This window comes from Streptomyces sp. NPDC007896 (assembly GCF_042959425.1).
Taxonomy (GTDB): domain Bacteria; phylum Actinomycetota; class Actinomycetes; order Streptomycetales; family Streptomycetaceae; genus Streptomyces.
The window spans coordinates 15,148-40,556 of the sequence record NZ_JBIBKX010000008.1; the positions used below are offsets into that span (position 1 = coordinate 15,148).

The 25,409-nt window shown below is 68.4% G+C and carries 23 protein-coding genes and 4 pseudogenes; 15 read left to right on the forward strand and 12 right to left on the reverse strand.

Going from position 1 to position 25,409, the window contains the following annotated elements:
- Positions 1-223: 223 nt before the first annotated feature.
- On the reverse strand, positions 224-955 hold the full coding sequence (locus ACFZDJ_RS25275) for a phosphotransferase (RefSeq protein ID WP_391061763.1): 732 nt from the start codon (positions 953-955) through the stop codon (positions 224-226).
- Between the two features lie 824 nt (positions 956-1,779).
- Between ACFZDJ_RS25275 and ACFZDJ_RS25280 the strand changes: the two genes are divergently transcribed.
- The 4 genes from ACFZDJ_RS25280 to ACFZDJ_RS25295 all read left to right on the forward strand — a co-directional run bounded on the left by ACFZDJ_RS25280 (position 1,780) and on the right by ACFZDJ_RS25295 (position 9,699).
- On the forward strand, positions 1,780-2,514 hold the full coding sequence (locus ACFZDJ_RS25280; RefSeq protein WP_391061766.1) for a dienelactone hydrolase family protein: 735 nt from the start codon (positions 1,780-1,782) through the stop codon (positions 2,512-2,514).
- Positions 2,515-2,673: 159 nt separating this feature from the next.
- The gene (locus tag ACFZDJ_RS25285; protein WP_391061768.1) at positions 2,674-3,768 is read left to right on the forward strand and encodes an IS30 family transposase; all 1,095 of its coding nucleotides are present in this window, start codon (positions 2,674-2,676) and stop codon (positions 3,766-3,768) included.
- A gap of 313 nt (positions 3,769-4,081) precedes the next feature.
- Positions 4,082-6,841 (forward strand): ricin-type beta-trefoil lectin domain protein, encoded by a 2,760-nt coding sequence (locus ACFZDJ_RS25290; protein ID WP_391062473.1) that lies wholly within the window; start codon positions 4,082-4,084, stop codon positions 6,839-6,841.
- A gap of 218 nt (positions 6,842-7,059) precedes the next feature.
- Positions 7,060-9,699 carry a glycoside hydrolase family 97 catalytic domain-containing protein gene (locus ACFZDJ_RS25295; RefSeq protein WP_391061770.1) on the forward strand — a complete coding sequence of 880 codons (2,640 nt, stop codon included), beginning with the start codon at positions 7,060-7,062 and terminating at the stop codon, positions 9,697-9,699.
- A 37-nt stretch (positions 9,700-9,736) separates the two neighbouring features.
- Here the strand turns inward: ACFZDJ_RS25295 and ACFZDJ_RS25300 are convergent, their stop codons facing one another.
- The gene (locus ACFZDJ_RS25300) at positions 9,737-10,393 is read right to left on the reverse strand and encodes a hypothetical protein (protein ID WP_391061773.1); all 657 of its coding nucleotides are present in this window, start codon (positions 10,391-10,393) and stop codon (positions 9,737-9,739) included.
- A gap of 620 nt (positions 10,394-11,013) precedes the next feature.
- Positions 11,014-11,598, reverse strand: coding sequence for a dihydrofolate reductase family protein (locus ACFZDJ_RS25305; protein ID WP_384926719.1), 585 nt, complete (start codon positions 11,596-11,598; stop codon positions 11,014-11,016).
- A 185-nt stretch (positions 11,599-11,783) separates the two neighbouring features.
- On the opposite strand from ACFZDJ_RS25305, the gene ACFZDJ_RS25310 reads away from it, so the two are divergent.
- Positions 11,784-12,005 (forward strand): hypothetical protein, encoded by a 222-nt coding sequence (locus ACFZDJ_RS25310; protein ID WP_391061777.1) that lies wholly within the window; start codon positions 11,784-11,786, stop codon positions 12,003-12,005.
- A 156-nt stretch (positions 12,006-12,161) separates the two neighbouring features.
- Here ACFZDJ_RS25310 and ACFZDJ_RS25315 read toward each other — a convergent pair whose 3' ends face one another.
- From ACFZDJ_RS25315 to ACFZDJ_RS25330, 4 genes are all read right to left on the reverse strand, one after another.
- The gene (locus ACFZDJ_RS25315; protein ID WP_390937468.1) at positions 12,162-12,638 is read right to left on the reverse strand and encodes a DUF6924 domain-containing protein; all 477 of its coding nucleotides are present in this window, start codon (positions 12,636-12,638) and stop codon (positions 12,162-12,164) included.
- A 45-nt stretch (positions 12,639-12,683) separates the two neighbouring features.
- On the reverse strand, positions 12,684-13,331 hold the full coding sequence (locus ACFZDJ_RS25320; protein WP_391061779.1) for a transposase: 648 nt from the start codon (positions 13,329-13,331) through the stop codon (positions 12,684-12,686).
- Between the two features lie 3 nt (positions 13,332-13,334).
- A complete protein-coding gene (locus tag ACFZDJ_RS25325; protein WP_390937475.1) occupies positions 13,335-15,395 on the reverse strand; it encodes a glycosyltransferase family 39 protein in 2,061 nt (686 codons plus the stop codon).
- Positions 15,396-15,489: 94 nt separating this feature from the next.
- A complete protein-coding gene (locus ACFZDJ_RS25330) occupies positions 15,490-15,744 on the reverse strand; it encodes a hypothetical protein (RefSeq protein ID WP_391061782.1) in 255 nt (84 codons plus the stop codon).
- Positions 15,745-16,092: 348 nt separating this feature from the next.
- Here ACFZDJ_RS25330 and ACFZDJ_RS25335 point away from each other — a divergent pair, with 348 nt between their 5' ends.
- Positions 16,093-16,272, forward strand: a complete 180-nt coding sequence (locus ACFZDJ_RS25335; RefSeq protein ID WP_391062476.1) for a hypothetical protein — start codon at positions 16,093-16,095, stop codon at positions 16,270-16,272.
- Here the strand turns inward: ACFZDJ_RS25335 and ACFZDJ_RS25340 are convergent.
- Positions 16,267-16,518, reverse strand: a pseudogene (locus tag ACFZDJ_RS25340) (zinc ribbon domain-containing protein); the annotation flags it as partial. The gene ACFZDJ_RS25335 and the pseudogene ACFZDJ_RS25340 overlap by 6 nt on opposite strands.
- A 294-nt stretch (positions 16,519-16,812) precedes the next feature.
- Positions 16,813-17,637, reverse strand: a complete 825-nt coding sequence (locus ACFZDJ_RS25345; protein WP_391061785.1) for a hypothetical protein — start codon at positions 17,635-17,637, stop codon at positions 16,813-16,815.
- A 375-nt stretch (positions 17,638-18,012) separates the two neighbouring features.
- Between ACFZDJ_RS25345 and ACFZDJ_RS25350 the strand changes: the two genes are divergently transcribed.
- The 5 genes and pseudogenes from ACFZDJ_RS25350 to snpA all read left to right on the forward strand — a co-directional run bounded on the left by ACFZDJ_RS25350 (position 18,013) and on the right by snpA (position 20,894).
- On the forward strand, positions 18,013-18,288 hold the full coding sequence (locus tag ACFZDJ_RS25350) for a hypothetical protein (RefSeq protein ID WP_391061787.1): 276 nt from the start codon (positions 18,013-18,015) through the stop codon (positions 18,286-18,288).
- 311 nt (positions 18,289-18,599) lie between these two features.
- Positions 18,600-18,893, forward strand: a pseudogene (locus ACFZDJ_RS25355) (serine/threonine protein phosphatase); the annotation flags it as partial.
- Positions 18,894-19,289: 396 nt separating this feature from the next.
- Positions 19,290-19,445 (forward strand): annotated as a pseudogene (locus tag ACFZDJ_RS25360) (VOC family protein); the annotation flags it as partial.
- 68 nt (positions 19,446-19,513) lie between these two features.
- A pseudogene (locus tag ACFZDJ_RS25365) lies at positions 19,514-19,621 on the forward strand (polyphosphate kinase 2); the annotation flags it as partial.
- A gap of 508 nt (positions 19,622-20,129) precedes the next feature.
- A complete protein-coding gene (gene snpA / locus ACFZDJ_RS25370) occupies positions 20,130-20,894 on the forward strand; it encodes a snapalysin (RefSeq protein ID WP_391061790.1) in 765 nt (254 codons plus the stop codon).
- 497 nt (positions 20,895-21,391) lie between these two features.
- On the opposite strand, the gene ACFZDJ_RS25375 is transcribed toward snpA, so the two are convergent.
- Positions 21,392-21,862 (reverse strand): DUF5937 family protein, encoded by a 471-nt coding sequence (locus ACFZDJ_RS25375; protein ID WP_391061793.1) that lies wholly within the window; start codon positions 21,860-21,862, stop codon positions 21,392-21,394.
- A gap of 21 nt (positions 21,863-21,883) precedes the next feature.
- Here ACFZDJ_RS25375 and ACFZDJ_RS25380 point away from each other — a divergent pair, with 21 nt between their 5' ends.
- Entirely contained in the window at positions 21,884-22,162 is a 279-nt protein-coding gene (locus ACFZDJ_RS25380) for a DUF4267 domain-containing protein (protein WP_391061796.1), read from the forward strand.
- Here ACFZDJ_RS25380 and ACFZDJ_RS25385 read toward each other — a convergent pair.
- A complete protein-coding gene (locus ACFZDJ_RS25385) occupies positions 22,151-22,669 on the reverse strand; it encodes a hypothetical protein (RefSeq protein ID WP_391061799.1) in 519 nt (172 codons plus the stop codon). The two genes, ACFZDJ_RS25380 and ACFZDJ_RS25385, sit on opposite strands and share 12 nt — an antisense overlap.
- Positions 22,670-22,703: 34 nt before the next feature.
- Here ACFZDJ_RS25385 and ACFZDJ_RS25390 point away from each other — a divergent pair, with 34 nt between their 5' ends.
- Positions 22,704-22,892 carry a hypothetical protein gene (locus ACFZDJ_RS25390; protein ID WP_391062541.1) on the forward strand — a complete coding sequence of 63 codons (189 nt, stop codon included), beginning with the start codon at positions 22,704-22,706 and terminating at the stop codon, positions 22,890-22,892.
- A gap of 66 nt (positions 22,893-22,958) precedes the next feature.
- Here ACFZDJ_RS25390 and ACFZDJ_RS25395 read toward each other — a convergent pair whose 3' ends face one another.
- A complete protein-coding gene (locus ACFZDJ_RS25395; protein ID WP_384926692.1) occupies positions 22,959-23,513 on the reverse strand; it encodes an SMI1/KNR4 family protein in 555 nt (184 codons plus the stop codon).
- A gap of 283 nt (positions 23,514-23,796) precedes the next feature.
- On the opposite strand from ACFZDJ_RS25395, the gene ACFZDJ_RS25400 reads away from it, so the two are divergent.
- Both ACFZDJ_RS25400 and ACFZDJ_RS25405 read left to right on the forward strand, forming a co-directional pair.
- Positions 23,797-24,945: an MFS transporter gene (locus tag ACFZDJ_RS25400; protein WP_391062479.1), complete on the forward strand. Its 1,149-nt coding sequence runs from the start codon at positions 23,797-23,799 to the stop codon at positions 24,943-24,945.
- 232 nt (positions 24,946-25,177) lie between these two features.
- On the forward strand, positions 25,178-25,408 hold the full coding sequence (locus tag ACFZDJ_RS25405) for a hypothetical protein (protein ID WP_329537763.1): 231 nt from the start codon (positions 25,178-25,180) through the stop codon (positions 25,406-25,408).
- Position 25,409 lies beyond the last annotated feature (1 nt).

The following is a 25,409-nucleotide window of genomic DNA, read 5'->3' on the forward strand; positions in this document are numbered from 1 at the left end:
GCACATCACTTACCGGCCCAGCCCCCCGACCACGACCTGCCAGACCCCGACCACAAACCCCATCACAGCAGGTCAACACCCCTGCCAGACCACTCACGCCCAGGACCAAGAATTTTCTGTGCACCGTCCGGCTGGTGGCGTGTTGCCCGATGTTGAAAATGCCGACGAAGGCGGCGTTCACGATGCCTATGAACTCTGACGGCGACGCCCCACCGTTGGGTGTTCAGGTGGGGCTGTCGTCCGCAGCAATCGTGTTCTCCACGTCGATGAAGCCGCTGACCTGCCATGCGCCGCCTTCCTCGGCGACCAGGACGTTGCCCTCGTGCAAGTCGTTGTGGCACAACACGGCACGCCGACACGCGCCGAGCAGGTCAGCCTGCCGAGCGACCTTCGCTTCGATGGCGGTCGCGAGCTCCGCATCGCCCCCGTGATCGGCGTACTCCTTGAGCTTCTTGTGGAACTGCCCTGTCATATAGGCGGTGTTCGTCGGCTCGGGATCCAGAACCCGCGTGGTGAGGTATCCGTAGGCGCCCTGCGGGATCTGGTGGACTGCAGCCATGCAGCCCCCGATCTGGCGGTAGATCTCCCGCAGTGATGCCCTGTCGAGGGCGTGGCCGACGGCGGACAACGGCTGGCCCCTGAGCATCGTCATCACCGTGTGGCAGCGCCCGAGCGCGTTGTCGGCGTCCCCATGGTGCAGCACGGCAGGCACCGGCCCGACACCGTGCTGCTGAAGCAACTGGTAGACGTAGATCTCCTTCTCCTGTTTCCAGCGCCATTGATCGTCATAGATCTTGATTACGACCGGCTCGGCCGCCCCGACGAACCGGATCTCGAAGATCGTGCTCAGCTCCCCGCCAGTACGCAGAACGATCTCCCCGACGGACGCAGCGGGAAGGATGGAATGCAAGAGTTCCTCGGCCATCGCCAACGGCAGCGCTGTGATGGCAGACACGCTGAAACCGTAGATGCGCCGGGGCGGACGTCGCCGGCGAAATGCGGGCGGCGCGGAGAGCGTCGACGGAGAACGCCTGGCATGCCTTCTTCAGCAGACAGGTTGTCAGTCGCCGACCACCTCGCTCACTGCGACCCGGGCCGCGTCCGCCTCTACCGTGAGCACCGGCGCCTCCATGCGCCGCACGGCCCTCCCGGACTCGGCCAAGAGATCGGCGGGAGGGCCTTCGCATGCCCTCCTCATCGGCGAGGTGTCGACGCCAACGAACATCCCGACCCCACCGGCATGCGTCCGTATCCGTCGGCACACAGCATGCCTTCAAACCACCACCCACATAGGCATCTTGAGTGCCGTTGAACATGGTGGTGGGGGTTGCGCGGCTACCAGGCCGGGGGTGTTAACGGGGGCCGCTGCCTGCCCAGACACCCGTCAGGCAATCGACTCCCTAGCAACTCCTGACGGCCGGGAGAGCGACGCTTCGCGGCCTTGAACTCGGCGTCAGGCGGGTTTTACTGCTATGGGTGGCTTTGTTCACGAGAACCGACAGCACCTCTACACGAGTTGGGGAGGCGTCGGCGGCGCGTCGTGTTCGATGTTCATGAGAAACGACAGCGCCGGTGCACCCTGCCATCGCAGAGACTCCGCAAAAACCTGTTGGCGGACGAGGGTGACCACTGCTACGTTTTTGGAGGCCGTGCGAGAGATCGAGGAGGTGGTACCCGTGAACGCAGTATCGACATGGGTGCTCCCCTCAGGGGTCATGGTCGGGCGATAGACAGGTCGTCCGGGAGCGCCGTTCCAGTGCACTCCCGAAAGGCATGACCATGCATTTCACTTCCGAGCAACGCCTCGACGACGGCGTCCTCGAACGCGAATTCACCCTCGGTGAGATCCCCGGCATCCTGTGGACACCCGCATCGGCATCCGCACCGGTGCCGCTGATCCTGCTCGGCCACCCTCCCCTCGGGCTACGCAAGATGTACCCCCGACTGGCGGCCCGGGCCCGGCACTGCGCGGCGGAGGGCTTCGCCACGGCCACCATCGAGCTCCCCGGAAGCGGCGACCGGCCCCGTTGGCCCGCCGCCGAGCAGGCCCGCGCCGACCTGCGCCGGGCGATGGAGGCCGGCGAGCCGGTCAGCGACGAGATCGTCGACGCCCTCATCCTCCCGCTGATCGACAAGGCGGTCCCGGAATGGCAGGCCGCCCTGGACGCCCTCCTTTCGCTGCCCGAGATCGGCGGCCCGGTCGGGTACTCGGGGGGAGTGATCTCCATCGGCATCCGGCTGGCGGTGGTCGAGCCCCGCATCTCGGCCGCCGTTCTGTTCGCCGGGAGTTTCGTGCCTCGCGCCCTGTTCGAGGAGGCCCGGCAGGTCACCATCCCACTGCACGTCCTGCTGCAGTGGGACGACGAAGGGAACAACCGGCAGGCGGCCCTGGACCTGTTCGACGCCTTCGGCTCCAAGGAGAAGTCCCTGCACGCCCATCTCGGCGGCCACACCGGCGTCCCGCAGTTCGCGGGGGACGCCGCGGCCCAGTTCTTCACCCGACATCTGAAGTAAGGCCGGGCCGTCACACCGGCAGCAGACGGTAGCTGATGTCGGCCGGCATGCCACTCATCGAGGACAGGCCCCGGCCCTCCGCAGCTCTCTGCACCGTGGGCCCCTGCTGAACTCCTTGGGTTCTGGCGGTCGTCGCAACACCCCAGTTCAAGGGGTGCGATGGACATCGAGAGCCGCAGGGAACGGAAGTATCGGGGGCTCGCTCCCTTGATCCACAAGCGGGAGGAATACTTTCGGCTTGTGGATCAAGGAACGAGCTTCTCGGAGGCCAGCCGGATCGTTGGCATCAACCTGCGTACAGGGAAGCGCTGGCGAAACGGCCGTCATGCCTCTGGCGGGCGGAAGGCGGTACCTCCGGTCACTGCGGTGGTACCGCCTTCGGGTCCGTCCCGGTATCTGTGTGACGCCGACCGCATCCACATAGCCGACCGGCTCCGGGAGAAGGCCACGATCCGGGCCATCGCGGCAGAGCTGGGCCGCAGCCCGTCCACGGTCAGCCGCGAGATCCGCCGCAATCGGCACGCGGTCAACGGCCAGTACCGTCCCTATGCCGCCCAGGACCGCGCGGCTGCCCGCCGGCCCCGGCCCAAGCCCGGGAAGATCGGACAGAACCCCGCCTTGTGGAAGTTCATCCAGGACCGCCTGGACCTACGGTGGAGCCCCGAGCAGATCTGCCAGGCTCTGCGGGCCAACTTCCCCGAGCGGCCGGAGATGCATGTGGTCCACGAGACGGTTTATCAGGCCCTCTACGTCCAAGGCCGCGGCGAACTCCGCCGCGAACTGGCTCGCGCCCTGCGCACAGGACGCACCCGCCGCAAAGCGCACCGCCAGGCTCAGCAGCGTCAGACCCGGTTCTCCACCCCGATGGTCATGATCAGCGAACGCCCCGCCGAAGCCGAAGAGGGTGCCGACCTCCCGTCCGCGCTGGAGGTTCTCGGCGGCGGCCTGGCGGGCTCCACCGTAATCGCCCGCAAGAAGGACGCCACGCTCAACCGGGACTTCAAGCCCGGCTTCCGCATCGACCTCCACCACAAGGACATGGGCGTCGTCACCGACACCGCCCACGCCGTCGGCGCCGTGCTCCCCTTCGGCTCCCTCGCCGCCCAACTGATGGCCCACGCCCACGCCCACGCCCACGCCAACGCCAACGCCAACGGCGGCGACGACGACGGCGACGGCGACGGCGACGGCACGCTGGACCACTCCGCAGTGCTGCGCGGCGTGGAACGGCTCTCGGGGCGAGCCGTGGAGTGAGAGCGAGTACACACCGGCGGGGGCAGCGGGACAGAGACTCCTTCAGCAAGGGCAGGGGCGGCCTCTGCCGCGGAAAGCGACGGTGGGCGCCGGCGACCGGTCATGCGTCGCGTGGCTGGAATCGAGTGGGGGCGATCGCCTCCCATCCCCTTTGGAACATGTTTCTTTGGTGCAGACCTTGACCTTGATTCAAACACAACCCCACACTGTCGCCCAAGCCGCCCCAAGGAATGGGTCGACCCTCTGCCAGAGAGCGCTCTCAAAGCTGTCCTCATCCCCCCCCAATGGTGAAGGACCCACTGTGCGACGAACCATGAGATACCTCCTGCCCTTATGGCTTCTGGCCCTTCTGGCCGCCGGGCTGTCGGCCGGGGCAGCCCCGGCGTATGCCGCCGCTGCCACGACGATCACCGTGGACGGTGGTCAGAGTGGCCGGACGTTCGACGGGATCGGTGCGATCAGCGGCGGCGGCGGCAACTCCCGCCTGCTACGGGACTATCCGGCCGCCCAGCAGTCACAGATCCTGGACTACCTGTTCAAGCCGGGGTACGGCGCGAACCTGCAGTTGCTCAAACTGGAGATCGGCGGGGACGCCAACTCCACCGACGGCTCCGAGCCTTCCATCGAGCACAGCAAAGGACAGATCAACTGCGACGCCGGCTACGAGTTCTGGCTCGCCGAGCAGGCCAAGGCCCGCAATCCGAACATCAAGTTCTACGGTCTGGCCTGGGCTGCCCCGGGCTGGATCAGCGGCGGCTTCTGGTCCACCGACACGATCAACTACCTGGTCTCCTGGCTTGGTTGTGCCAAGCAGCACGGCCTGACCATCAGCTACCTCGGCGGCTGGAACGAGCGGGGCCACGACGCCGACTGGTACGTCCAGCTGCGGTCCGCGCTCAACAACGCCGGATACGGCAGCCTGCAGATCGTCGCCGACGACTCGGGCTGGAGCGTTGCGGACGACATGGCGAACAACACCGCGTTCAACGACGCCGTGTCGGTCATCGGCGCCCACTACCCCTGCCAGGGCGGTGACGGCGGCAACGCCAACACCTGCTCCAGCACCACCACGGCGAAGAACAACGGCAAGCCGCTGTGGGCGTCGGAGAACGGCTCGCTGGACATGGACGCGGGGGCACCGGCACTGATCCGCTCGATCGTGCGCGGCTATGTGGACGCGCGGATGACCGCGTACCTCAACTGGCCGCTGGTCGCGGCGATCTACTCCAACCTGCCGTACAGCACGGTCGGCCTGGCCACCGCGAACTCGCCGTGGTCCGGGAACTACTCGATCGGCGAGAACACCTGGGCGACCGCCCAGATCACGCAATTCACCCAGCCGGGCTGGAAGTTCATCGACTCCGCGTCGGGCTACCTCGACGGAGCCGAGTCCAACGGCACCTATGTGACCTTGAAGTCGCCGAACGGGTCCGACTACTCCACGGTCCTGGAGACCACCACCGCCACCGCCGCACAGACCGTCGACGTCCAGGTGAAGGGCGGCCTGTCCACCGGCGCAGTGCACGTGTGGGCGACCCGGGTGAACAGCCCGAGCCCGTCCACCGACTTCGTGCACCCGCAGGACATCACCCCGACCCGTGGCTCGTACGCGCTGACGCTGCAGCCCGGCTGGATCTACACGGTCAGCACAACCACCGGCCAGGGCAAGGGCACCGCCACCGCACCCGCCGCCCACGCCCTCGCGCTGCCGTACAACGACACGTTCGACAACGATGTCACCGGCGGCGAGGCCACGTATCTCTCCGACATGCAGGGCTCGTTCGAGGCGCGTCCGTGCGCCGACGGCCGGTCGGGGCAGTGCATTCAGCAGGTGACCCCGGTCAAACCGATCGAATGGCAGGACGACTCCGACGCCTTCTCGCTGCTCGGCGATCCGACGTGGACCGACTACACCGTCAAGGCCGACGTCAACCTGCAACAGGCCGGTACCGTCGAACTCCTCGGCCGGGCCAACACCCAGAACCGTCCACAGAGCCACCAAGCCGCCTACCTGCTGCGGGTGAGCGACACCGGCGCCTGGTCCATCGTCAAGAGCTCGGCGGCCGGCACCCTGACCACGCTGGCCTCCGGAACCCGGGCGGCGCTGGGCACCCACGCGTGGCACACGCTCGCCCTCGGCTTCTCCGGCGACCAGATCACCGCCACCGCGGACGGCGCCACCCTCGGCACCACCACCGACAGTTCCTTCGCGGCGGGCCAGATCGGCATCGGCGTGGTGGGCTACCAGACCGACCAGTTCGACAACCTGTCCGTCACCGCCAACCCGCCGGGCAACCACGGCGGCATCCTCAAGGGCCGCCAGTCCGGCCTGTGCGCGGATGTGCCCGGGGCGAGCCAGACCAACGGCACACAGGTCGCGCTCTGGGACTGCACCGGCGCCGCCAACCAGTCCTGGACCTTGACGCCCTCCGGTCAACTCACGGTCTACGGCGGAGCGAAGTGCCTGGACGCCAAAGGCAGCGCCACGACCGACGGCACCCCGGTGCAGATCTACGACTGCAACGCCACCCCCGGCCAGCAGTGGACCGTCAACAGCGACGGCACCGTGGGAAACCCCAACTCCGGCAAGTGCCTGGACGCCACCGCGGGCGACACCACCCCGGGTACCCCGCTGGAGATCTGGACCTGCACCGGCGGCACCAACCAGAGCTGGATGCGCGGCGCGGTCTCGGGGACCGTCAAGGGTCAGGAGTCCGGCCGCTGCGTCGATGTCCCCGGCTTCAGCCAGACCAACGGCACCAAGCCCGCCCTGTGGGACTGCAACAGCGGCACCAACCAGACCTGGACCTCCTCCACCATCAACCAGCTGACCGTCTACGACTCCAAGTGCCTGGAGGTCACGGGCGGTGCCACCGCCGACGGCAGCCCGGTGGAGATCTACGACTGCAACGGCGGCACCAACCAGCAGTGGCGGGTGCGTTCCAACGGCAGCGTGGTCAACGTCGGATCCGGCAAGTGCCTGGACGCGGTCGGACACGGTACGGCCAACAGCACAGCGCTGGAGATCTGGACCTGCACCGGCGGCGCCAACCAGATCTGGCGGATGTCCTAGCCATCCCCGACTCCCGCCGGGTCGTGGGCCCCCACTCCTGCTCACGGCCCGGCGGGGCCCTCTCCCCCACACGCGCACGGAACGAAGGCCGGCTCGGGCGACCGCCTGAACCACCCGCGACCAGACATGAATCAGGCTGCGCGGCCCCCGGATCTCCGCCCTGCGACGACCTCGTCACGCCCCGCCGTCACCGCCTCTCCCTTTACCGAAGGACGCCCATGCCCACCCTCACGCCCACCACCCCACCCAGACGCCTGCTGCAACGCTGTCTGGTGGCACTGCTGCTGCCGCTCGCTTTCCTGGTCGTGCCGGCGCACACCGCGGCTGCGGCCACCGGCTGGACCGTCACCGGCCCGTCCGCGGGTTCCCCGACGGCGGCACAGGTCACGCTGGACAACGGCACGCTCACCTTCGACGCCTCCAGCCACGGCCAGACCCTGCTGTCACCGTCCCCGATAGGCATCCGCACCAGCGCCGCGGACCTGACGAAGAACCTGACGTTCCTGCAGCGCAGCGACCGCACGGTGACCGAGTCGTACGCGATGACCACGGGCAAGCAGCGCAACCGGCAGACCGCCTACAGCGAGACGACCCTGTCCTTCTCGGGCACCGGCGGTACCCGGCTCGACGTCGTGGTCCGCGCCTCGGACGCCGGTGTGGCCTACCGCTATGTGCTGCCGGGCAGCGGATCGGTGACCGTGACCGGTGAGGCGTCGTCGTGGACGGTCCCGGCCTCGTCCAACGCATGGCTCGTACCGCCCGACCGCGAGGACCAGGGCCAATGGTTCGCCACCACCGCCGGCAACGCTCCCACCAACACCTACCACCTGCCCGCACTGTTCCAGGTCGGGAGCGCGTACGCGCTGGTGGCCGAGACGGATCTCGACGGCAGGTACGCCGCCTCCTACCTGTCCCACACCTCGGGCTCCGCCACCTACACCACCCAACTGGAAGGCGGGATCACCACCACGCTGCCGCTGTCCACACCGTGGCGCACCGCCGCGCTAGGCGACCTGGCGAGCGTCACCCAGTCCACGATCGTCGACGACCTGGCCGCCCCCTCCAAGGTCGCCGACACCTCCTGGATCAAGCCCGGCGCCGTCGCCTGGTCCTGGCTGACCGAACACAGCAGTCCGTCCAGCGAGGCCCGGCAGAAGCAGTACATCGACTTCGCCCAACGCCACGGCTGGGGCTACGTCCTCATCGACGAGGGCTGGTCCTCCTCCTGGGTACCGGACATCGTGTCCTACGCCAAGGCCAGAGGCGTCCAGGTCATCCTGTGGTTCAACTCCTCCGACCTGCGCACCGCACAGCAACGCGACCAGTGGCTGCCCCAGGTCAAGAACTGGGGAGTGGCCGGGCTGAAGATCGACTTCATCGACGAGTACACCCAGCCGACCCTGCAGTGGTACGACGCCGTCCTCGCCCAGACCGCGGACCTGAAGCTCATGGTCAATTTCCACGGCACCGCCATGCCACGCGGCATGCAGCGCACCTGGCCGCAGGTGGTCACAGCCGAGGCGGTGTACGGCTCGGAACAGTTCCACAACCGCGCCGCCTTCAACACCATCCTGCCCTACACCCGTAACGCGGTCTCCAGCATGGACTTCACCCCCGTGGTGTTCAGCATGACCGGCCGCGACACCACCGACGCCCACGAACTGGCCACCTCCGTCGTGTTCGAATCCGGCTGGCAGCACTTCGCCGACAGCCCCGAGAGCTACGAGGCACACCCCGAGGCGCTGCGCATCCTCGACCAACTTCCCACCACCTGGGACGAGACGCGCCTGCTCGGCGGCAGCCCCGGCAAGGACGCGTACGTGGCACGCCGCGCCGGCGGACGCTGGTTCGTCGGCGGCGTCTCGGCCCTGTCCGCCAAGACCTTCCAGACCCCGCTGAACTTCCTCGGGGCCGGGCAGTGGCTGGCCGAGACCGTCCGCGACGGCTCCGGCGCCCTGACCCGCGAGACCCGCGTCGTCACCAACGCCGACACCCTGTCCGTGCCCGAGGGCGCCAACGGCGGCTTCGTGACGGCACTGTGCCCCTACACCTCCGGCATGTCGACCTGCTCCCCCCGCGGCCAGGCCGGCGCGCTGAAGGGAAGCCAGTCCGGCCTGTGCGCGGACGTACCCGGCGCAAGTCAGACCAACGGCACACAGGTCGCACTGTGGGACTGCCACGGCCAGGCCAACCAGACCTGGACCGCCTCCCCGACCGGTCAACTCACGGTCTACGGCGGAGCGAAGTGCCTGGACGCCAAAGGCAGCGCCACGACCGACGGCACCCCGGTGCAGATCTACGACTGCAACGCCACCCCCGGCCAGCAGTGGACCGTCAACAGCGACGGCACCGTGGTCAACCCCAACTCCGGCAAGTGCCTGGACGCCACCGCAGGCGACACCACCCCGGGCACCCTGCTGGAGATCTGGACCTGCACCGGCGGCACCAACCAGACCTGGTACCGCGCCAACACCACCGCCGTCTACAAGGGGAAACAGTCCGGCCGCTGCCTGGACCTGCCCGGCGGCAACCAGGCCAACGGCACCCGCCCTGCACTGTGGGACTGCAACGGCGGCACCAACCAGACATGGTCCTCCACCTTGAGCGGCGAACTGACCGTGTTCGCCAACCGCTGCCTGGACGCCACCGGCGGAGCCACCACCGACGGCACCCCGCTACAGATCTACGACTGCAACAGCACCCCCGGCCAGCAGTGGCGAACCCGCTCCGACGGCACGATCGTCAACGTCGGCTCCGGCAAGTGCCTCGACACAACCGACCACGGCGCCGGCAACGGCACCCAACTCGAACTCCGGACCTGCGACGCAGACACCAACCAGACCTGGACCCGATCATGAGCCCGACACCCATCCAGAGATAAGCCGTACTGGTCGCTCAACCTCGCCCAGGTGTAGCTGTCCATGCTTCGTGAGGGCCGATCCTGGAGAGTTCCGAGCCGTCGCGCCCCACGGCCACGATGAGCGGTCGTATCCCCCCGCGGCCTGTGGACGGGGACTTCCAGACGACAATGAGGCTGCCGTTCCCGGGCACCTCGATCCGTCGCTCGCCGAGGAGGAGATGATCCACCTCCGCGGCCACCTGGAGCTCGTTGCATCCGATCCAGGGGACCGGCCCGATCGAGTGCGGATGCGGATGCGGATGCCGCAGGCGGTAGGCGCGGCTAAGAACGCCTGCGCCTCCGCCGAGCTCGATCATGCCGACTTGTCCGGGCTGGGCCGCCGCCGACCTTCCCGCAGGCAGGTCACCATCTGAACTGCTGCCACCGCCCGTGTACCGCCACTCCTCACCGCAGAGCTCCATGAGCGCGGTGTGCGTCTCGGCTTTCGCAGCCCTGGGGCGCCACACCAGCCAGACCGCGCCGATACCCTCGTCGAGGTCGACGTCACCCGACACCACGGTCAGCTGGCGGCGAGGCAGCCAACCGGGCTGCGGCGCACGGCCGTTGATCATGCGCCGGATCACCCCCGGCAGGATGATCCCCATCCAGCGGTGAATCCGGCGCGACCGACGCAGCTCCGCGGAACTAGGCATGTTCACACGGTACCCAGGGTGGGCCAGGCTCATCGCGCCAGCGGAGCCGGGGCCGTGTCAATGACCGTAAGGAACGCCCCGCACGATCCGAGAGCGGGAGACCCTGACATCGTGACGAAGCGCGGCATCCGTCTCACGACGTCGTAAGTTGGTGGAGATGACGCCGGTAGGAGGGGTAAGCGGGCCAGGAGCTCCGGCCGCAATGGCATGGCGGCGCACTCGGGGGTGTGGCCCGTGGCTTGGGCTGTGACGGCCGACGGCATTTCCTGGACCAGGGCGCGGATCGTGGGAAGCCGCGTCGGCAGATCCTCGGGCCGCGTCGGCCGACCGGCCGGGTCCTGCGGAAGCTGGGCGGCGGCCGCGGTTCCGGCCGGGGCGTCGTCCACGCCCCGGACTGCACCGAGGCCCCGTCCGGCGCCCCAGTGCTGACTCTGGAGCGCGCCCTGGACACTGCCCAACGCTCTCCATCTGTATCAGGTCGCCGCGCCCAACCCCTTCCGCCCACTTGTGTGGAACTGGTGCCTGAAGGACGGGGCCGGGGCGCTGCCAGGGCCTCGGCGTCGGACGGTGTGCCGTCCGGTTGGTAGATCGAGAGCAGATACTGCGGCACGGCCCCTCTCTTATCGGCGAGAGTAGCGGGCGATGATCACGCCCTTGGTGGTGGTGACGGAGTCGGTCAGCTCGAACTCGGTGAGCGGCGCGGGGCCCTCGAACAAGCGCGTGCCGCTGCCCAGGGTCAGCGGGTGGATCAGCAACTGGTAGTGGTCGACCAGGCTGGCGGCGTGCAGGGAGCGGATGAGCGAGGCGCTGCCGATGATCGACAGGTCGTTGCCGGGGCTGGCCTTGAGGTCGGCCACCGTCTCGACGGCCTCCCCGCTCAGCAGGATCGAGTTCTGCCAGGCGTCGGCGTCCTTGAGGGCCCTGGACACGACGTACTTCGTGGCCGCGTTCATATGTGTGGTGAACGGGTTGCCGTCGGTCGCTCCTGCCCACGCGCTGATGAAGTCGTTCCAGGTCCGGTGGCCGAAGAGCATGTCGGTGGGCTTGGTCATGCTCTTGCCCATCTCCTGGCCCATGACCTGGTCGTTGTACTGCCCGCCCCAGCCCCCGTGGGCGAATCCGCCGCGGGTGTCCTCGTCCGGGCGGCCAAGGCCCTGGACAACTCCATCGAGGGTGACCGACATCGTCGCCGTGATCGACCGCATGATCTGCTCCTGTCCTCTGCGACCGCTCTTCCGCGGCCCGGCTCACCCTCTACACGAACAGCCCCCGGCGAAATCGACACAGTCCCTGTCACCAGTTCCCCGCCCAAGCCACCGGCGGAGCCGCCGTCACGCACGATCACGGCTTTGACCTGCATCGAAAGCCCGGAAACAGGCTCTGGGCAGCAGTGGCCTTCGTCGATAAATGGCCTGTCTTCGCCAAAGGGGACGGCCGGACCCCCGACTCCCGCTATCCCGATGCGGTCCAAATTCTCTGCGAGATCCTGACCCCCGGCGACAGCACAGCGACTTCGGGCACCGTCAAGGTCTCCGTTGCCCCCTGGGGACTCGAATCGATCGATGGACACGTCGAGTTCGAAGTGCCGGCGGATCAGTTGACTTCCAGCTGAGGTTCACCATCGCTGGGCCCCGCCGACCCACGGTCGGTGGGGCCCACGCATGCTCTTCGATGCCCATCTTCCCCACACCGTTCAAGCGGCAACAAAGTGGGGCGAAGAGCGACAGTGGCCGATTTTCAGGCTCTGTCCGCAGTTTCGTGAGCCCGTTCAGGAGGACCGGTAGATCCCCTCGGGATCATCGTGAGCCCATGCCGCGTACTCCTCGAATCCCAGGTTGCCGATGCTCAGGTTCGCGTGAACGTCGCGGAGCCCTGCGGGGATGGTGCGAAAATCGCGACCGAACTCGGTCAGCTGTTCGTAGTCCTCTTCGTCCACGCACTCCTCCCGCGTCAGCGTGGTGACCGCCAGCAGCGGGTGGCTCTCGGCCTGCATGGTTGTACGGTCGGCGAGAAAGACAACGGCCAGGTTGTCGTCGCCGCAGACCGCAGTCAGCACCTCGTCAACGGTCGCCCCTGCCCAGGCCGGATCGTCGATGAAGTGGACGTCTGCCTCGTACTGCCTGTCTGCCCAGGGCTCCATCAGCGCCGCCGCCACGTCCCGCCACGCCTGATCGTCGAGGTAGTCGGTTCTGACGACCAGGGCATCGAACTCATCACGGCCGGTGACGGCGGGCAACGCTCTCATGGATCCTTCTCCTCGGTGACGATCGGTGAGCCGTGCCCGACTGTCTCATGGGCCGTTTTTGAGGATGCGGGTCCGGAGGAGTTCGAACGAGGCTCGGCCATTCATGGCCCGCTTGAGTGTTTTCACCCGGTTCACATGCCCTTCGACCACCCCGGAGCTCCACCGGAGGGTGAGTCCGGCAGTGACCGCGTCGAGGTCCTGTCGGAGAAAGACGGCGAAGCCCTTCATGGGCTTCGGCGCGTCCTGCTCAGCCTGCCGGATCCACTCCAGCAGCAGGTATCCGCGCTGGTGGCGGGCCAGGTCGGCGAACGCCCGAGCGAGATCGCAGGCCCGGGTGATGTCGGGGCACGCGAGCCGTACTTGAAGGAGTCGCTCGTCCTGGTTCTCGGTGAGCGTCTCCCGGGGCCGCATGATCCACGAGGTGATCTTGCGCGGGCTCGGAATGTCGGCGCGGACAGGTTCGGCCGTGCCCACACGGAGGGCGGCGAGGTGTGTGCGGACGATCCGGCGGCTGCCGCGGGTTGCACCGACGGCACCGTGCTGGTCGACGTCGAGGCCGGCCAGGTCGTGGACACCGGGAGTCCTCCAGCCCCCGCTCGCTACCGCCAGACCTAGAATCGAATGTATGAGCGATAGAGAGGCAGGGCCAGAGCAGGGGCCACCCTCGGACCTGGCGCGGGGTGTCAACGGCACGACTCACGTACTGGACTTCGGCGCCCTGGCCCGGTCCGCCTTCCCCGCGTGACGGTGGTGCCGTGCCTGTGCCTTGTGCGGGGCGGGCGGCTTCGAGCAGTCGTAGAGATGGAACGTCTGGCTGGGTACCCGGGCACAATGGCCGCGTACCCAGGCGGCGTTGACGGTGCCGGGGTCGGTGGCGGCGCCGCCCAGGACGACGTAGCGCACCTTCCCGGTGCCGATCAGGTGGTGGAAGCCGGCGGCGGTGGGGGTCGGGACGGCGCCGGTGAAGCCGCCCATGGGGAGGACCGGGGCACCGGCGTAGAGGATGTAGGGGGAGGCGGCGCGCCAGCTGGTCGTCGCGAAGACGAAGGTGGCGCGGCCCTGGTGGGCCCGGGTGTACTCCAGTAGACGCTGCTCCTCGCGAGTGAGCCCCTCGTGGCCGGCGCCCTTGAACGTCGAGCGGACCGGGGCGGTCTTGCCCTGGGAGGAGGACCAGGTAGCCCTGTTGCGGTACTTGCTGCCGTGCCGTACGAAGACGGGGCCGGCCGCGCCCATGCCTGAGTGGCCGTACTGGGTGGTGAGGACCGAGGACGCCCAGGCGGCGGACGGCAGCAGCATCGCGGCGATGCCCAGCCCGACGCCCAGCACTGCTGCCCGGGCTGGCATCCCGGCGCGGACGCGGGAGAGGATCAGCAGCGCGAGCGCGCCGACGCCGAGGACGAACGCGGTGGGCGCCAGCCAGGGCAGGAACGCCGGGAACTGGTGGGCGACGAACGCCGACCACACGACCGTGCACCCGACAGCCGTCGGCAGCGCCCACAGCCGGGCCCGGTCGCCACGCCGCCAGGCCCGCCAGAACTGCACCATTCCGCCGCCGAACAGCGCGGCGATCGGAACGCCCACCACACCCATGTAGTACGTGTGCGCGCCGACTGCGCCGGCGCTGAACACCAGGAAGTAGGTGGCCAGCCACACCGTCCAGAACAGGAAGCCCGCCCGCAGCGGATCCGTGCGCGGCCGGCCGCGCAGCCACACCAGTCCGCATACGGCGGCGAGCGCGGCCATCGGATAGAGCCAGCCGATCTGGGTGGTGAGCGAGGGCCCGAACATCTTGGCCCACTCGGTGAGGGTCTGTCCGGTGTGAGGCACCGGATCGGTTCCGGCCATGCTCTGCGCCGCGACGCTTCCGGTGGACTTCGCGCTGACGCCGAGGCTGGAGAAACGGGTGAGGAAGTTGTAGCCGACGACCTGACTGAACGCGGAGTTGTCCGTCGTACCGTCGACGAACGGCCGGTCCTGCGCCGGGGTCAGGGTCACCAGCAGCACCCAGGACGCCGACACCGCGAGGCAGGTCGCGCCCGCCGCCGCCAGATGCGCGAGGCGGCGGCGCAGCGTCACGGGGGCCGACACGACGTAGAGCAGGCCGAACGCCGGGAGGATCGCCCAGGCCTCCAGCATCTTGGCCTGGAAGCTGAGGCCGATCCAGGCCCCGGCCGCGAGCAGCGAGCGCAGCCGGCCCTCACGGGCCGCCCGCAGGCCGGCGTTCGCGGCGAGCAGCACGCACAGGGTGAACAGCGGGTCCTCGACCTCGGTGCGGAACAGTCCGGCGATCGCCGGGGTGAGCACGAAGGCGCCCGCGGCGAGCAGGGCCGCGCTCTCCCCCGCCCAACGGCGCACCGCGCGGTGCAGTACGACGACGCTGAGCACGCCCTCGATCACCTGGGGCAGGGTCAGCGCCCAAGGGCGGAAGCCGAAGATCCGCGCGGACAGGGCCTGCGGCCACAGGAAGCCCGGCAGCTTGTCGATGGTGATCGTGTTGCCCGGGTCGAACGAGCCGAAGAGAAAGCCCTTCCAGCTCTGCGTCATGCTGCGCGCGGTCTCCGAGTAGAACGCGTGATAGCCGCTGTTCTGGATGTCCCAGCTGAACAGCACCACCGCCGCCAGCAGGATCGCCCAGTACGCGACCCGCGCCCAGCCGGGTCGGCTCGCCGCACCCCGTCCGACCCCTGAGCTGCGGCTGAGCAGCCGCACGCCTATCGGCGGGGCCGAGGCGATGGTTTCCGCAGTGGTGCCGGCCATGGACAAACCCTCCCAAGTGCAACGCGCTGTCGAAGTGCTAGATATCTGCGGCGGCGATCTGGATGCTTCGAAAGAGTTCTCATTTGGGTGAGAATCAGGTAGCCGCGTTGACCTGTAGGTCGGATCTGTCGGTGTCAGGTGCCTTGTCGCGGGTGCGGGACGGCAGTGCGCGCACGGCCAGTACGGTGCACAGGGCGGCCATAGGGAGCTCCGCACACACGGCCATCGCGACCGCGGTGGCCAGTTCGGGGCCGGGCTGGGAGGTCGTGACGTCGAACCAGGCGTCGACGACGAGCAGCGCGGCCGTGGCGGTGGCCGTGAGACAGCGCCGCGGGTCGGGGCGGAGCACAGGGACTTGATCCGCTGGAGCCCCTGCACCGTCTGCCGCCGACGACGCCGAGGTATCCGCGGCCGGCAAGCACCGCACCGGTGGGCGCGGCGGGGCCACCGGCTCACGACGCAGCGCCGTTGCCAGTGGTGGGCTTTACGGTGCAGTCGTGGCTATCGAAGCCTTTGCGTACGTGTCGGCATCAGCGTGCGGTGACGCATGACAGAGGAAGGGGCGCCGCTGCACGGGAGCACTTCTCGCACGCGTGAGCGGGAATCTGGGGTGGGGAGCTTGGACTACGACGAACTGGTCGCGTTGTGCCGGCACCATGCGGCCTGGAAGCTGCTGCAGGCGGACAACGCGGCGCTGATGCTGAGCTTCTTCCACAAGGTCTTCGTCGAGCAGGGCGTTCGTTCGATCGCCGGTGTGGAGCTGGCCGACCATCTGGACGACGAGTTGTTCGCGCTTATTGACTTCCTCAGACCTCAACGGAGAACCCCGGGCGGGCAGTCGGCGACGAAGCAGAAAATCCCACGGCGCGAGCCGTAGGAATCCCCCTCGTTTACACACCGCCGGCCCGGCGGCCAAAAGGTTCTTCGCCGCGTTCACGTCCCGGTCGTGGACCGTTCCGCAGTCGCACGTCCAGGTGCTGACATTCAGCGGCATCCTGTCCTGCACGGCACCGCAGTGGGAGCACAACTTGGAGGAGGGGAAGAAGCGGTCCACGACCGCCACGTCCCGCCCGTACCAGGCGGCCTTGTACTCCAGAAGGCTCCGGAACTCCGACCGTGCAGAGCGCCGCTGTCCGCCGTGACATGAGATCTCTCCCTGGGCGACGCAACTCCCGCAGGGCCGAGTGCCGCCGCTCCTGCCTCACCGGACAAGTAGAGGCGGGCATGCGCGCCGAGGTTCCACACCGACCGGCGAGATGATCAGCTCCCTCGCACGATCTCGCGCGGCCTCTCCAGGCGCTCCCCCGTCCCAGGAGAGCAGCCACCGCCGGGCTGGGACGGTGGTGGAAGGGGCGCACCAGGAAGTGGAGAGCGCTGACGGATGGGGTCTGCGACGTTCACTCGCGTCGGGCGTGCCTCATCGCGACAGCGCAGCCGGTGACGATAGGGAGCAACACGATGAGCGCGGTGTAGCCCCAGATCTCCCATGCGTACGCGGAGACGTCGAGGAGCCAGAGGGCCACGGCGACCGCGATTCCGATGAACAAGCCCACGATGGCGCTTGCGCGGAAGTCGCTGCGCGCTGGGTCGTACCGGTCGAGACGTATGGCTGCCGCGGGGGCGAGTTCGGCCTCAGGAGCAAGGTAGGCGCCGGCTGCGACGCCTTGCGGCCGGCCTGTACGCGGTAGTGGGCGAACTCGTCCCCGTAGGAGGCGTAGACGTTTGGTCCTGAATCCATGGAGTACCAGCCGGTGTGCTGGGCCAGTTCGTAAGCAGAGAGGATCTGAACGCTGAGTGCGGTCCGTTCCTTGACGCCGGTCTGCGTAGAGAATCCGGCGAGCCGGTCCAGGACGACGGTGAGATCCGCGTGGCCGCGGCTGTCGGTCTCGATGGCGGCTGGGCTGAAGAGCAGGACAAGTCGTCGCGGGTAGTCGGTCAGGTCCACCCAGCACTCCGCCGCGTTCCCGCCGTTCTTCTCCGTTGTCGCCTGCAGGTCCTCATCGAGTTGTGCCAGCAGCGGTTCGGCCTTGAGCAAGGCGAGCTGGTGGAGTTCCGACTTCCTGACTTCGATCGCACGGAGCAGGACCTCGGCGTCAACAGCCGCTTCCTGCAACGCCGCACGGTCCAGTGGTTCACCGCGTTTGGGCGCCAGCTTCTGCAGTCCGGCATCCTCCAGCTTCAGGTAGGTCAGGCCCCACCTGAGATTCCGCTCCTCTTCGGCACCGCCGCATGCCGTGGCCACGGCTACGACAAGGGCATGCGACTTGAGTTCCTCCCCCCCTGCACGCGCTCGCCACCGCCTCGTGGGAGCGGTAGATATTCTTTCCGACCTCTGTGTAGGACCCGAACTGACGGTCCACCAATGCCCGAAGGCCACCCGCGAGGACTCGCAGGTGCGGATCGAGGCCCGTCCCCCGCCGAGGGGGCCCACCCAGGCCTTCGTCGACCGTCCTGGTAGATCAATCAGTCCCCGTACCACTCTGTTGAAAATTCCTGACCAGCGCTTTTGGCCTCTGGCGTATGCGTGGAAAAAGCCCGGCTATGAACCCGGCCTGCGGCGGCTACAACCGAACTATGCCCCCGGCCAGCGGGAGCCTTCTTTGAAAGGCAGGACCACATGAACACGAACCGCAAGCCCCTCAGCAGCCGTCACCTCGACATGATCGCCTTCCTGGCCGTCCTGGCCGTCCTGGCCGTCCTGGCCGTCCTGGCCATCGGAACACTGCTGCTCCTCAGCGGCATCCCGGTCAGTGCCTTAGCGACTCTCGCGACCGAACTGTCCGGGCTGTACAGCGCATGGAACACCAAGCGCATCCCCCACACCCACACGACCCGGCTCCGGGCTCCGGGCTCCGGGCTCCGCAAGAACGGCTGGAGGACGGGACTGAAGTGAAGCTCGGTGTGTTCCTGTCGAACACGAAATCGAAGCGCGGCAAGCTCACCGCTGTCAGGCTCCAGCAACTCGCCAACCTCGGACTCCACTGGACCGAATAAGAGACAGATGTGATCTGGAGTGGTGAGGATCTCTCCTTGGGCCTGGTCCAGCGGCAGAATTTGTCCCGGCTACCGAGATTGCTGCCACGCCGATGACTAATTCACGAGCGGAATCTACGGGAACCACGCTGACTGCGATCGCGCTCTTACCTCGCGAGTCGACCGCCCGCACTTAGCTAGCTCCTAGGCAGAAGGATCAGGGGTGACCGGATGACATCAGGATCACCGCAGCAGGGCGTCGGCCGGGTCATCGCAGGTCGGTACCTCCTGCTGAACCAGCTGGGCAGCGGCGGCATGGGCCACGTCTGGCTCGCCCACGACCAACGGCTGGCCTGCGAGGTCGCACTCAAGGAGATCGTGTTCAGCAATCCGGCCGATGCCGACACCGAGCGGGAGACCCGCGTCGCGCGCGCCCAGGCCGAGGCTCGGTACGCGGCGGGGCTGCGCGGCCATCCGCATGTGGTGACCGTGCACGAGGTGCTGGAGCACGAGGGTCGGAACTGGAAGTGCGCGAGCGCCAAGAGCGACGCGCACATGTGCGGCACATGGCCGACCTCACAGTCGGTGCCGTCGTGGCCCTCGCGATGCTCGGCGCGGGCGTGTACGTAGCCGCGGATGCCTGGTGGCTGGCAACTCTGCTGTGCGGTCCCAGTCTGCTCGCCCTGATGAAGATCTTCGTGTTGCGTAGGAGCGATCCTGACGACATGAAGTTCCTGGCAGGCGCGGCGCGAACGTCAACGAACGCAGCGCAACAGGCTCAGCCAACTCCACCCGCCACTTGACCGCCACCCTCTCCACTGACGACACCCTCGCGAACTAGTGCCGCATCAGGCAACGTTCGCCTCGCTTGGGGGGCGTAGTCCGTGGCCTCGGCTCGCTGCTGTCCGCCAGAATCGGCGCATGCCGAGAGTCGGTTCCGTTGTGCTGGGTGTCTCGGATGTGCCGCATGCGGCCGCGTTCCGGATGGAGGCCCTGGGATACGTCCCGCGCAAGGACATGGAAGACGACTGGGTGGTGCTGGTGCCGGCGGAAGGGGCCGGAGTGCAGCTGGCACTCTACGACCGGGCACGCACCTCGTTCGCGTGGCTGACGACAGCCCGGCCCGCATAGTCCCGAGGCCACCGGGTGCGGCGGACACGCTGCTGGAGGCGGGCGAGGAACCAACCGACCTCTCCCCCACGCCGCTCGCCGGGCTGCACGGCGGGCCCGGCCTCCGTCCTGATCAGGACTGAGCGGCGGCGGCTCAGCGGTGAGGGATGCCGCCCAGCGCCGGGGGTGACTCCCTGGGGGCGCCCCGGGGCCGGTGGGGCGCGAAAGAAACGGAAGCTCATGTTCTATGACGTCGGTCACAGCGCCTCACCAACAAACCGGCACGCTTAGTAGACGCGACCTGGCAGACATTTGAGGATTTGTCCGTCTTGGCCCGGATGCGGATCCTGCCGCGTGTCCCGGGATTCCGCCCGGCCGGCCCGCACGCCCGTTGCCCCGTGACGTAAGGCTTCTGACGCCGCGACAGCTTCCCCTCCTGCCGCCATGTGCGGACCGGAGACCCGTGCACTGCCCTGGCGAGAGGCCCCGGGACCTACGAGGCGAGGTAGTGGCGGGACCCTTTGCGCTCCCTGTCGAGCCGTTCTAACAATGACGCCCCACAGGACGTCGCCGCAGTTCGGAACCGGTGTTCACACAGAGCCGACCGCGCACCGTGCGCTCGGCGTCACCGAGTGAGTAGGAGCCCCCCACATGAAGTCGTCCCGAACGTCCGCGAGACTCCTCGCTCTCGCTCTCGGCCTGGGTCTGGCCTCCAGCGCGCTGGGCGCGGCGGTGCCGGCGAGCGCGCAGACGGCCGCCACCCCGTCCGCTGCCGCCGGTACCTCCGTGGCACGGTACGCCGGGTCGGTTGAGGAGGCCGCAAACAACAAGGCGTTCTTCGAGGCCGTGCTCAAGTCCGTCGCCGAGAAGCGCGCCGCTCAGCCGAACGCGCAGGCGGTGACTGTCTACTACAACGCCTCCCAGGCACCGAGCTTCCGTTCGCAGATATCGAGCGCGGCCTCGATCTGGAACAGCTCCGAGTCCAACGTCAAGCTCCAGGAAGCGTCGAGCGGTGCCGACTTCTCCTACCGGGAGGGCAACGACCCGCGCGGGTCCTACGCCTCCACCAACGGCCACGGAAGCGGCTACGTCTTCCTCGACTACACCCAGAGCCAGCAGTACGACTCGGTCCGCGTCGTCACCCACGAGACCGGGCACGTGCTGGGCCTGCCGGACGACTACAACGGGACGTGCAGTGAGCTGATGTCGGGCGGCAGCGCCGGCCCGTCCTGCACCAACCGCTACCCGAACGCCACCGAGCGCTCGCGTGTCGACCAGCTGTGGGCCACCGGACTCGCGCAGTCCCCGGGCACGGTGACCGGGCCCGCTGACCCCCCGAGCGCTGCACCGCCGGTACGGCCCGTGGCGCCGAACCACGGTCCGTGGCGTCCGCTCCACAGCACGCCCTGGCGTTGATTGCGTTCCCGAGCGGGAAGCGGCTCGCTGTCGAGGATGGCTTCAGCCACCTGCTCAAGACGGTCGTCCGAGCACTCTTACAGGTCGGCCGACAGACGCTGGTGCTTTGTATGGCTGTCCTGGGAGGGCGGAGCCGGGAGACGAAGCCGCTCACACAGCGCAGGCAAGTCCTGGCGACGGTGCCGCTCGTACAGGTCGACGAAAACTCCGTCGATCAGACTTCGCAACGGTGGCAGGTCCATAACGTCGGCTGCGCCAGAGACTCGGCTGCCGCGCTACAGCATGTCGGGCGGTTGCGGGCCTCGTTGCAGAGGGCGCGAGGGGACGCCAGCGCGCGTTGAACTGAACCCTTGCCGAGAATCTCGGCAAGGGTCCCTCCGAATGACCGAAACCAGGGCTGCCGCAGCGTCATGGTCGCGGCGAGGCCGCGTCCAGGAGAGCACGTCCAGCTTTGGTGAGCTCGTGCGTGGCCGTGCGACCCGCCCGGCTGCTGTCGATCAACCCGGCGTCTCGCAGGATTGCCAGGTGTTCGCTGGCCGTCGGGTGGTGACGCAATAGATCGTCGGGGTCCAGTTGTCTGAGGTGGCGCACTGCAGCCGGTCGGTGATGAACAGTGACGGAACGAGAATAAGTCCCTCAGGGCAGTCGACGTCGACGGTCGACTCGACGGTGATGGAATCGCCTTCGCACGCCGCGGAGTGGTGCAGGCGCGGAAGGACTGCGCGCAGCCCCTCCCGGTCGACCTGGATGGCCCGGTCCAGCATCTCGGCCCGTAGCGCCTGCCGCGTGGACGGCCACTCCGGTTCCACGGCTGCCTTCCAGAGGCGGCACACCGCATCGGCGGCCTCGGACCTGGCTCGGTCGGGGTCATCGAGCAGTCGGCGGCCCATTTCTGCCCCACGCCCCATCGTGGCGTCGACCAGCTCGGCGTACGCCTGGTCCGTCGGCGTGGCGAGAAGAGCACCCACGCCTTCCTCGAACGTTTCGGCGTGGGCATCATCTTCGTCGGTGCGCGCGCCTTCTGGGCGCCGCAGGCCGCGGTCGGTTTCGGCATACCCGACACGCCAACCGAGGACCCCAGCTTCCATGCCTGGCTGGCCGTCAAGGCCGTGCGCGACATAGCCTGCGGGCTCTTCATCTTCGTGATGCTGGCCGGTGCGACACCCCATCTGCTGGGCTGGTTCATGCTGACCGCCACCGGCATACCCATCGGCGCGGGCGCAGCCGACGCCGCATCAGCGATCCAGCAGCCGGTGTCAAAGGGCTGATGTGGACCGAGTCCCGGTGGTTTCGGCCGACCGTCGCTGTCGCGGTACGCCGGCCAGGATCCCCACGTCGAGGCGCTTGTCCATGTCGAGGCGGAAGGTGCCGTACGAGTTGACGCTGGACCAGCACCGGTCGGTCTCCACCCTCGCCCGGCTCAGACCGAGCACCCGGGCGACGGGCGCCTTCAAGTTGTCGTAGCGGACCTTGCTCTGCGGGACACCGCCCAGCGTCCGCAGCGCGTGCACATGCCCTTCGAAGAAGGCTTCCTGGCCGCAGGGGGCGAAGACGCGGTGCACGGCGTTGCCCGAGTAGGACAGGCGGAAGGAGTACAGGTAGCAGGTAGCCAGCTCGCCGGCGAGCCGGACGCTCATGTCGCCGAAGTCGGCCTCGGCCTCCATGCCCGGCCGGTGGGTCTGCGGGACGAACACCTCGATGGGAGCCTTGCCCGACTCCACCAGGACCTGCGGCTTCAGGTCCGCGATGTAGCGCCGGACCATCTGGTAGGACACGTCGGCTCCGTGCTCTTCAACCAGGCGGTGGAAAATGCGCGTGACCGTGTGCCTCCACACGCTCGCCGCTGGCATCGACCGCGAGGCCGTCACCGCTGGCCTCACGCTGCCCTGGAACTCGGGGCCTGTCGAAGGTCATGTCAACCGGATCAAGATGCTCAAGCGCCAGATGTTCGGCCGCGCAGGCTTCCAGCTCCTCCGCAAGCGAGTCCTGCTGGAGTGAGTGGGCCAGGCGAGATTCCCGGCCAACTTCGCGGTGACGGCCAACGGCTCCGCCGAGGTTCGTAAGTCAGCGGAGCCTGTCCGCTGCCTCGGGCCAGGGCTGCATGTCCGAGTCGCCGTCCAACTGGTCCTCCTCATACCAACCGCGTCGGTCGAGCCAGGTCTGCAGCCACTCGGCAAGGCTGGGCGAGTCAACGAACCAGGCAGTGGAGGCGTCCTCGCCGTCGGTCGCGTTCGGTTCGAAGAGCAGGACGGTGCCGTCGGCGACGCGGCAGTCCACGCAGGCCATCATGCCGCAGCCCCAGTCCAGGATCGGCAGGACGCCTGCAGGCCACGACCACCACGGGTCGGAGCCGCCTGGGGAAGCGAGGGTGAGGTAGTTGCCCAGCGCGGTGTCCGTGCCGTCAGACGGCAAGGCGTCGCAGAGCTCCAGCAGCGCGTCCTTGGGGCCGAAGCCACCGTTACCCACGGTGGTGTAGAGCGCGGCGAGGAGCGGGTGGAGGCGGAAGCCCAGATGCTGTTCGGCCGCGTCGAGGCTCTGCGGGGTGATCGGGTCCTGCAGGTTCTCACTGTCCGCAGCGGCAGTCCGGACGCGTTCCAACAGCGGTTCGAAATCGTTCACCCCGGCATCCTCCCGAACCCTACTGACATGTCGGTCATCAGGCTCCGCCTGATGACCGGTCAGGCGAGATCGCAGCACTTCCGGCCGTCGCCCAGCGTGACCGCTTCACAGGAGTTGAGCCAGAACCCGAGAACGGACAGCACCGGGTTTGGCCAAGGTGAGCTCTAATGGCCGACGCCGGCTGACCGGAACCCCAAGCCGCCCGATGCCCGAGACGACCAGGAAGGACCCGCCGGTGCCTACCACCGCCCCACGCCCCGAACAACGGTCGGAGCGGGCCCAGTTGTGGCCCCTGTACGCGGCGGGCTTCACCACCGCGTTCGGCGCCCACAGCGTCGCGGCGAACCTGGGCCGCTTCACCACAGGCCACCACCAGTCGCTCCTGGTCCTGGGTGGTCTTCTCGCCCTGTACGACGGCGCCGAGGTCCTCCTCAAGCCCCTCTTCGGCACCCTGGCCGACAAGGTCGGCCCCCGCCCGGTACTGCTCGGCGGACTGCTCGCATTCGCCGCGGCCTCGGCCCTGTTCGCCTTCGCCGACAACACCTCATTGCTGTGGGCGGCCCGTCTGGGCCAGGGCGCGGCAGCCTCCGCCTTCTCCCCGGCCGCCTCCGCCCTGGTCGCCCGCCTCAACCCCGCCGCCAAGCACGGCCGGGCGTTCGGCTCCTACGGCTTTTACAAGAGCATCGGCTACACCGCCGGCCCGCTGGTCGGCGGGGCGCTGGTGGCCGGTGGCGGACTGCCGCTGCTGTTCACCGCCATGACCGCGCTGGCCGCAGCCGTCGCCGCCTGGGCGGTCGTTGCCGTCCCCGCCGTGCCGCCGCTGCCCAAGGCCCGACAGACGGTGCTCGACCTCGCCAAACGGCTCGGGCAGGGCAGTTTCCTGCGTCCGACGGCCGCGCTGGCACTGGCCACCGCGGCCCTGTCGGTCGGCGTGGGCTTCCTGCCGGTCACCGGCGCCGCCGCCCACCTCGGACCGGTTGCCACCGGGGCAGCCGTCTCCCTGCTCGCGGCCTGCGCGGCCCTGGTCCAGCCCCGGGCCGGAGCCGCCCTCGACCACGGGCGGATCACCACCGCGACGGGAATCAGCACCGGGCTTGCGGTCACCGCCGCCGGACTCGCCGCGGTGATGCTGCCCGGCCTGGCAGGCGTCCTTCTCGCCGCCATCCTGATCGGGGCCGGCACCGGCATGATCACCCCGCTCGGCTTCGCCGCCCTGGCCACAGCCAGCCCGGTCGCACGGCTCGGCCAGACCATGGGTGCCGCCGAACTCGGCCGCGAACTCGGCGACGCCGGCGGCCCCCTCCTCGTCGCCGCCGTGGCCGCGGCAACCACCCTCACCGCAGGCTTCGCCACCCTCGCCGCCCTGACCGCTACCGCAGTCCTCGCCAGCCGGGTCAGCGAGGAGCGCGGCGTCCGCCAGCCCCCGCCGTAGAACTCGTCGTTCTTCCAGTCGGCCTCGCGGGGTACGCAGTTCCTCCGCCAGCCCCGGCCTCCTCTCGTGAGCAGAGCCAGTCGGGCTACGCCTCGGCATAGGCGACGACCACGATGGAGTGCAGGGAGATCACCGCGCTACCTGGGGAAACAGGGTGCGCGCCTCACAGGCCTCACGGGTTCAGGCGCGCTACCTTTGCCTTGAAAATCGAACATGCGATCTAATTTGCGGTATGGATGCCAACGCCTTCCCCCGTGAACTCGTGGAGGCTCAGACCGCCTGGTACGCCACGTACCAGGAGCTCGCCGACACCTCGCCCGCTCATGGCACCGCCGCTCACCGGCGACGCCTGCAGGAGCTGTCCCGGCGCATCGCCGGACACCCGTACTGGCAGACTGCGGCCGGAACGCCGGCGGCCCGGATGGCCCTGAAGGAGCTCGCCCGGGCAAAGGCTCAATCGTGAC

Bases quoted from the DNA above. Each gene is read 5' to 3' on its own strand.
- ACFZDJ_RS25350 (WP_391061787.1), top strand. From the start codon at position 18,013: ATGAACACGAACCGCAAGCCCCTCAGCAGCCGTCACCTCGACATGATC.
- ACFZDJ_RS25285 (WP_391061768.1), top strand. From the start codon at position 2,674: ATGGACATCGAGAGCCGCAGGGAACGGAAGTATCGGGGGCTCGCTCCC.
- ACFZDJ_RS25315 (WP_390937468.1), bottom strand. From the start codon at position 12,638: ATGAGAGCGTTGCCCGCCGTCACCGGCCGTGATGAGTTCGATGCCCTG.
- ACFZDJ_RS25295 (WP_391061770.1), top strand. From the start codon at position 7,060: ATGCCCACCCTCACGCCCACCACCCCACCCAGACGCCTGCTGCAACGC.
- ACFZDJ_RS25335 (WP_391062476.1), top strand. From the start codon at position 16,093: ATGCTGAGCTTCTTCCACAAGGTCTTCGTCGAGCAGGGCGTTCGTTCG.
- ACFZDJ_RS25290 (WP_391062473.1), top strand. From the start codon at position 4,082: ATGAGATACCTCCTGCCCTTATGGCTTCTGGCCCTTCTGGCCGCCGGG.
- ACFZDJ_RS25325 (WP_390937475.1), bottom strand. From the start codon at position 15,395: ATGGCCGGCACCACTGCGGAAACCATCGCCTCGGCCCCGCCGATAGGC.
- ACFZDJ_RS25390 (WP_391062541.1), top strand. From the start codon at position 22,704: ATGCGCGTGACCGTGTGCCTCCACACGCTCGCCGCTGGCATCGACCGC.
- ACFZDJ_RS25300 (WP_391061773.1), bottom strand. From the start codon at position 10,393: ATGCCTAGTTCCGCGGAGCTGCGTCGGTCGCGCCGGATTCACCGCTGG.
- ACFZDJ_RS25405 (WP_329537763.1), top strand. From the start codon at position 25,178: ATGGATGCCAACGCCTTCCCCCGTGAACTCGTGGAGGCTCAGACCGCC.
- ACFZDJ_RS25280 (WP_391061766.1), top strand. From the start codon at position 1,780: ATGCATTTCACTTCCGAGCAACGCCTCGACGACGGCGTCCTCGAACGC.
- snpA (WP_391061790.1), top strand. From the start codon at position 20,130: ATGAAGTCGTCCCGAACGTCCGCGAGACTCCTCGCTCTCGCTCTCGGC.
- ACFZDJ_RS25305 (WP_384926719.1), bottom strand. From the start codon at position 11,598: ATGCGGTCGATCACGGCGACGATGTCGGTCACCCTCGATGGAGTTGTC.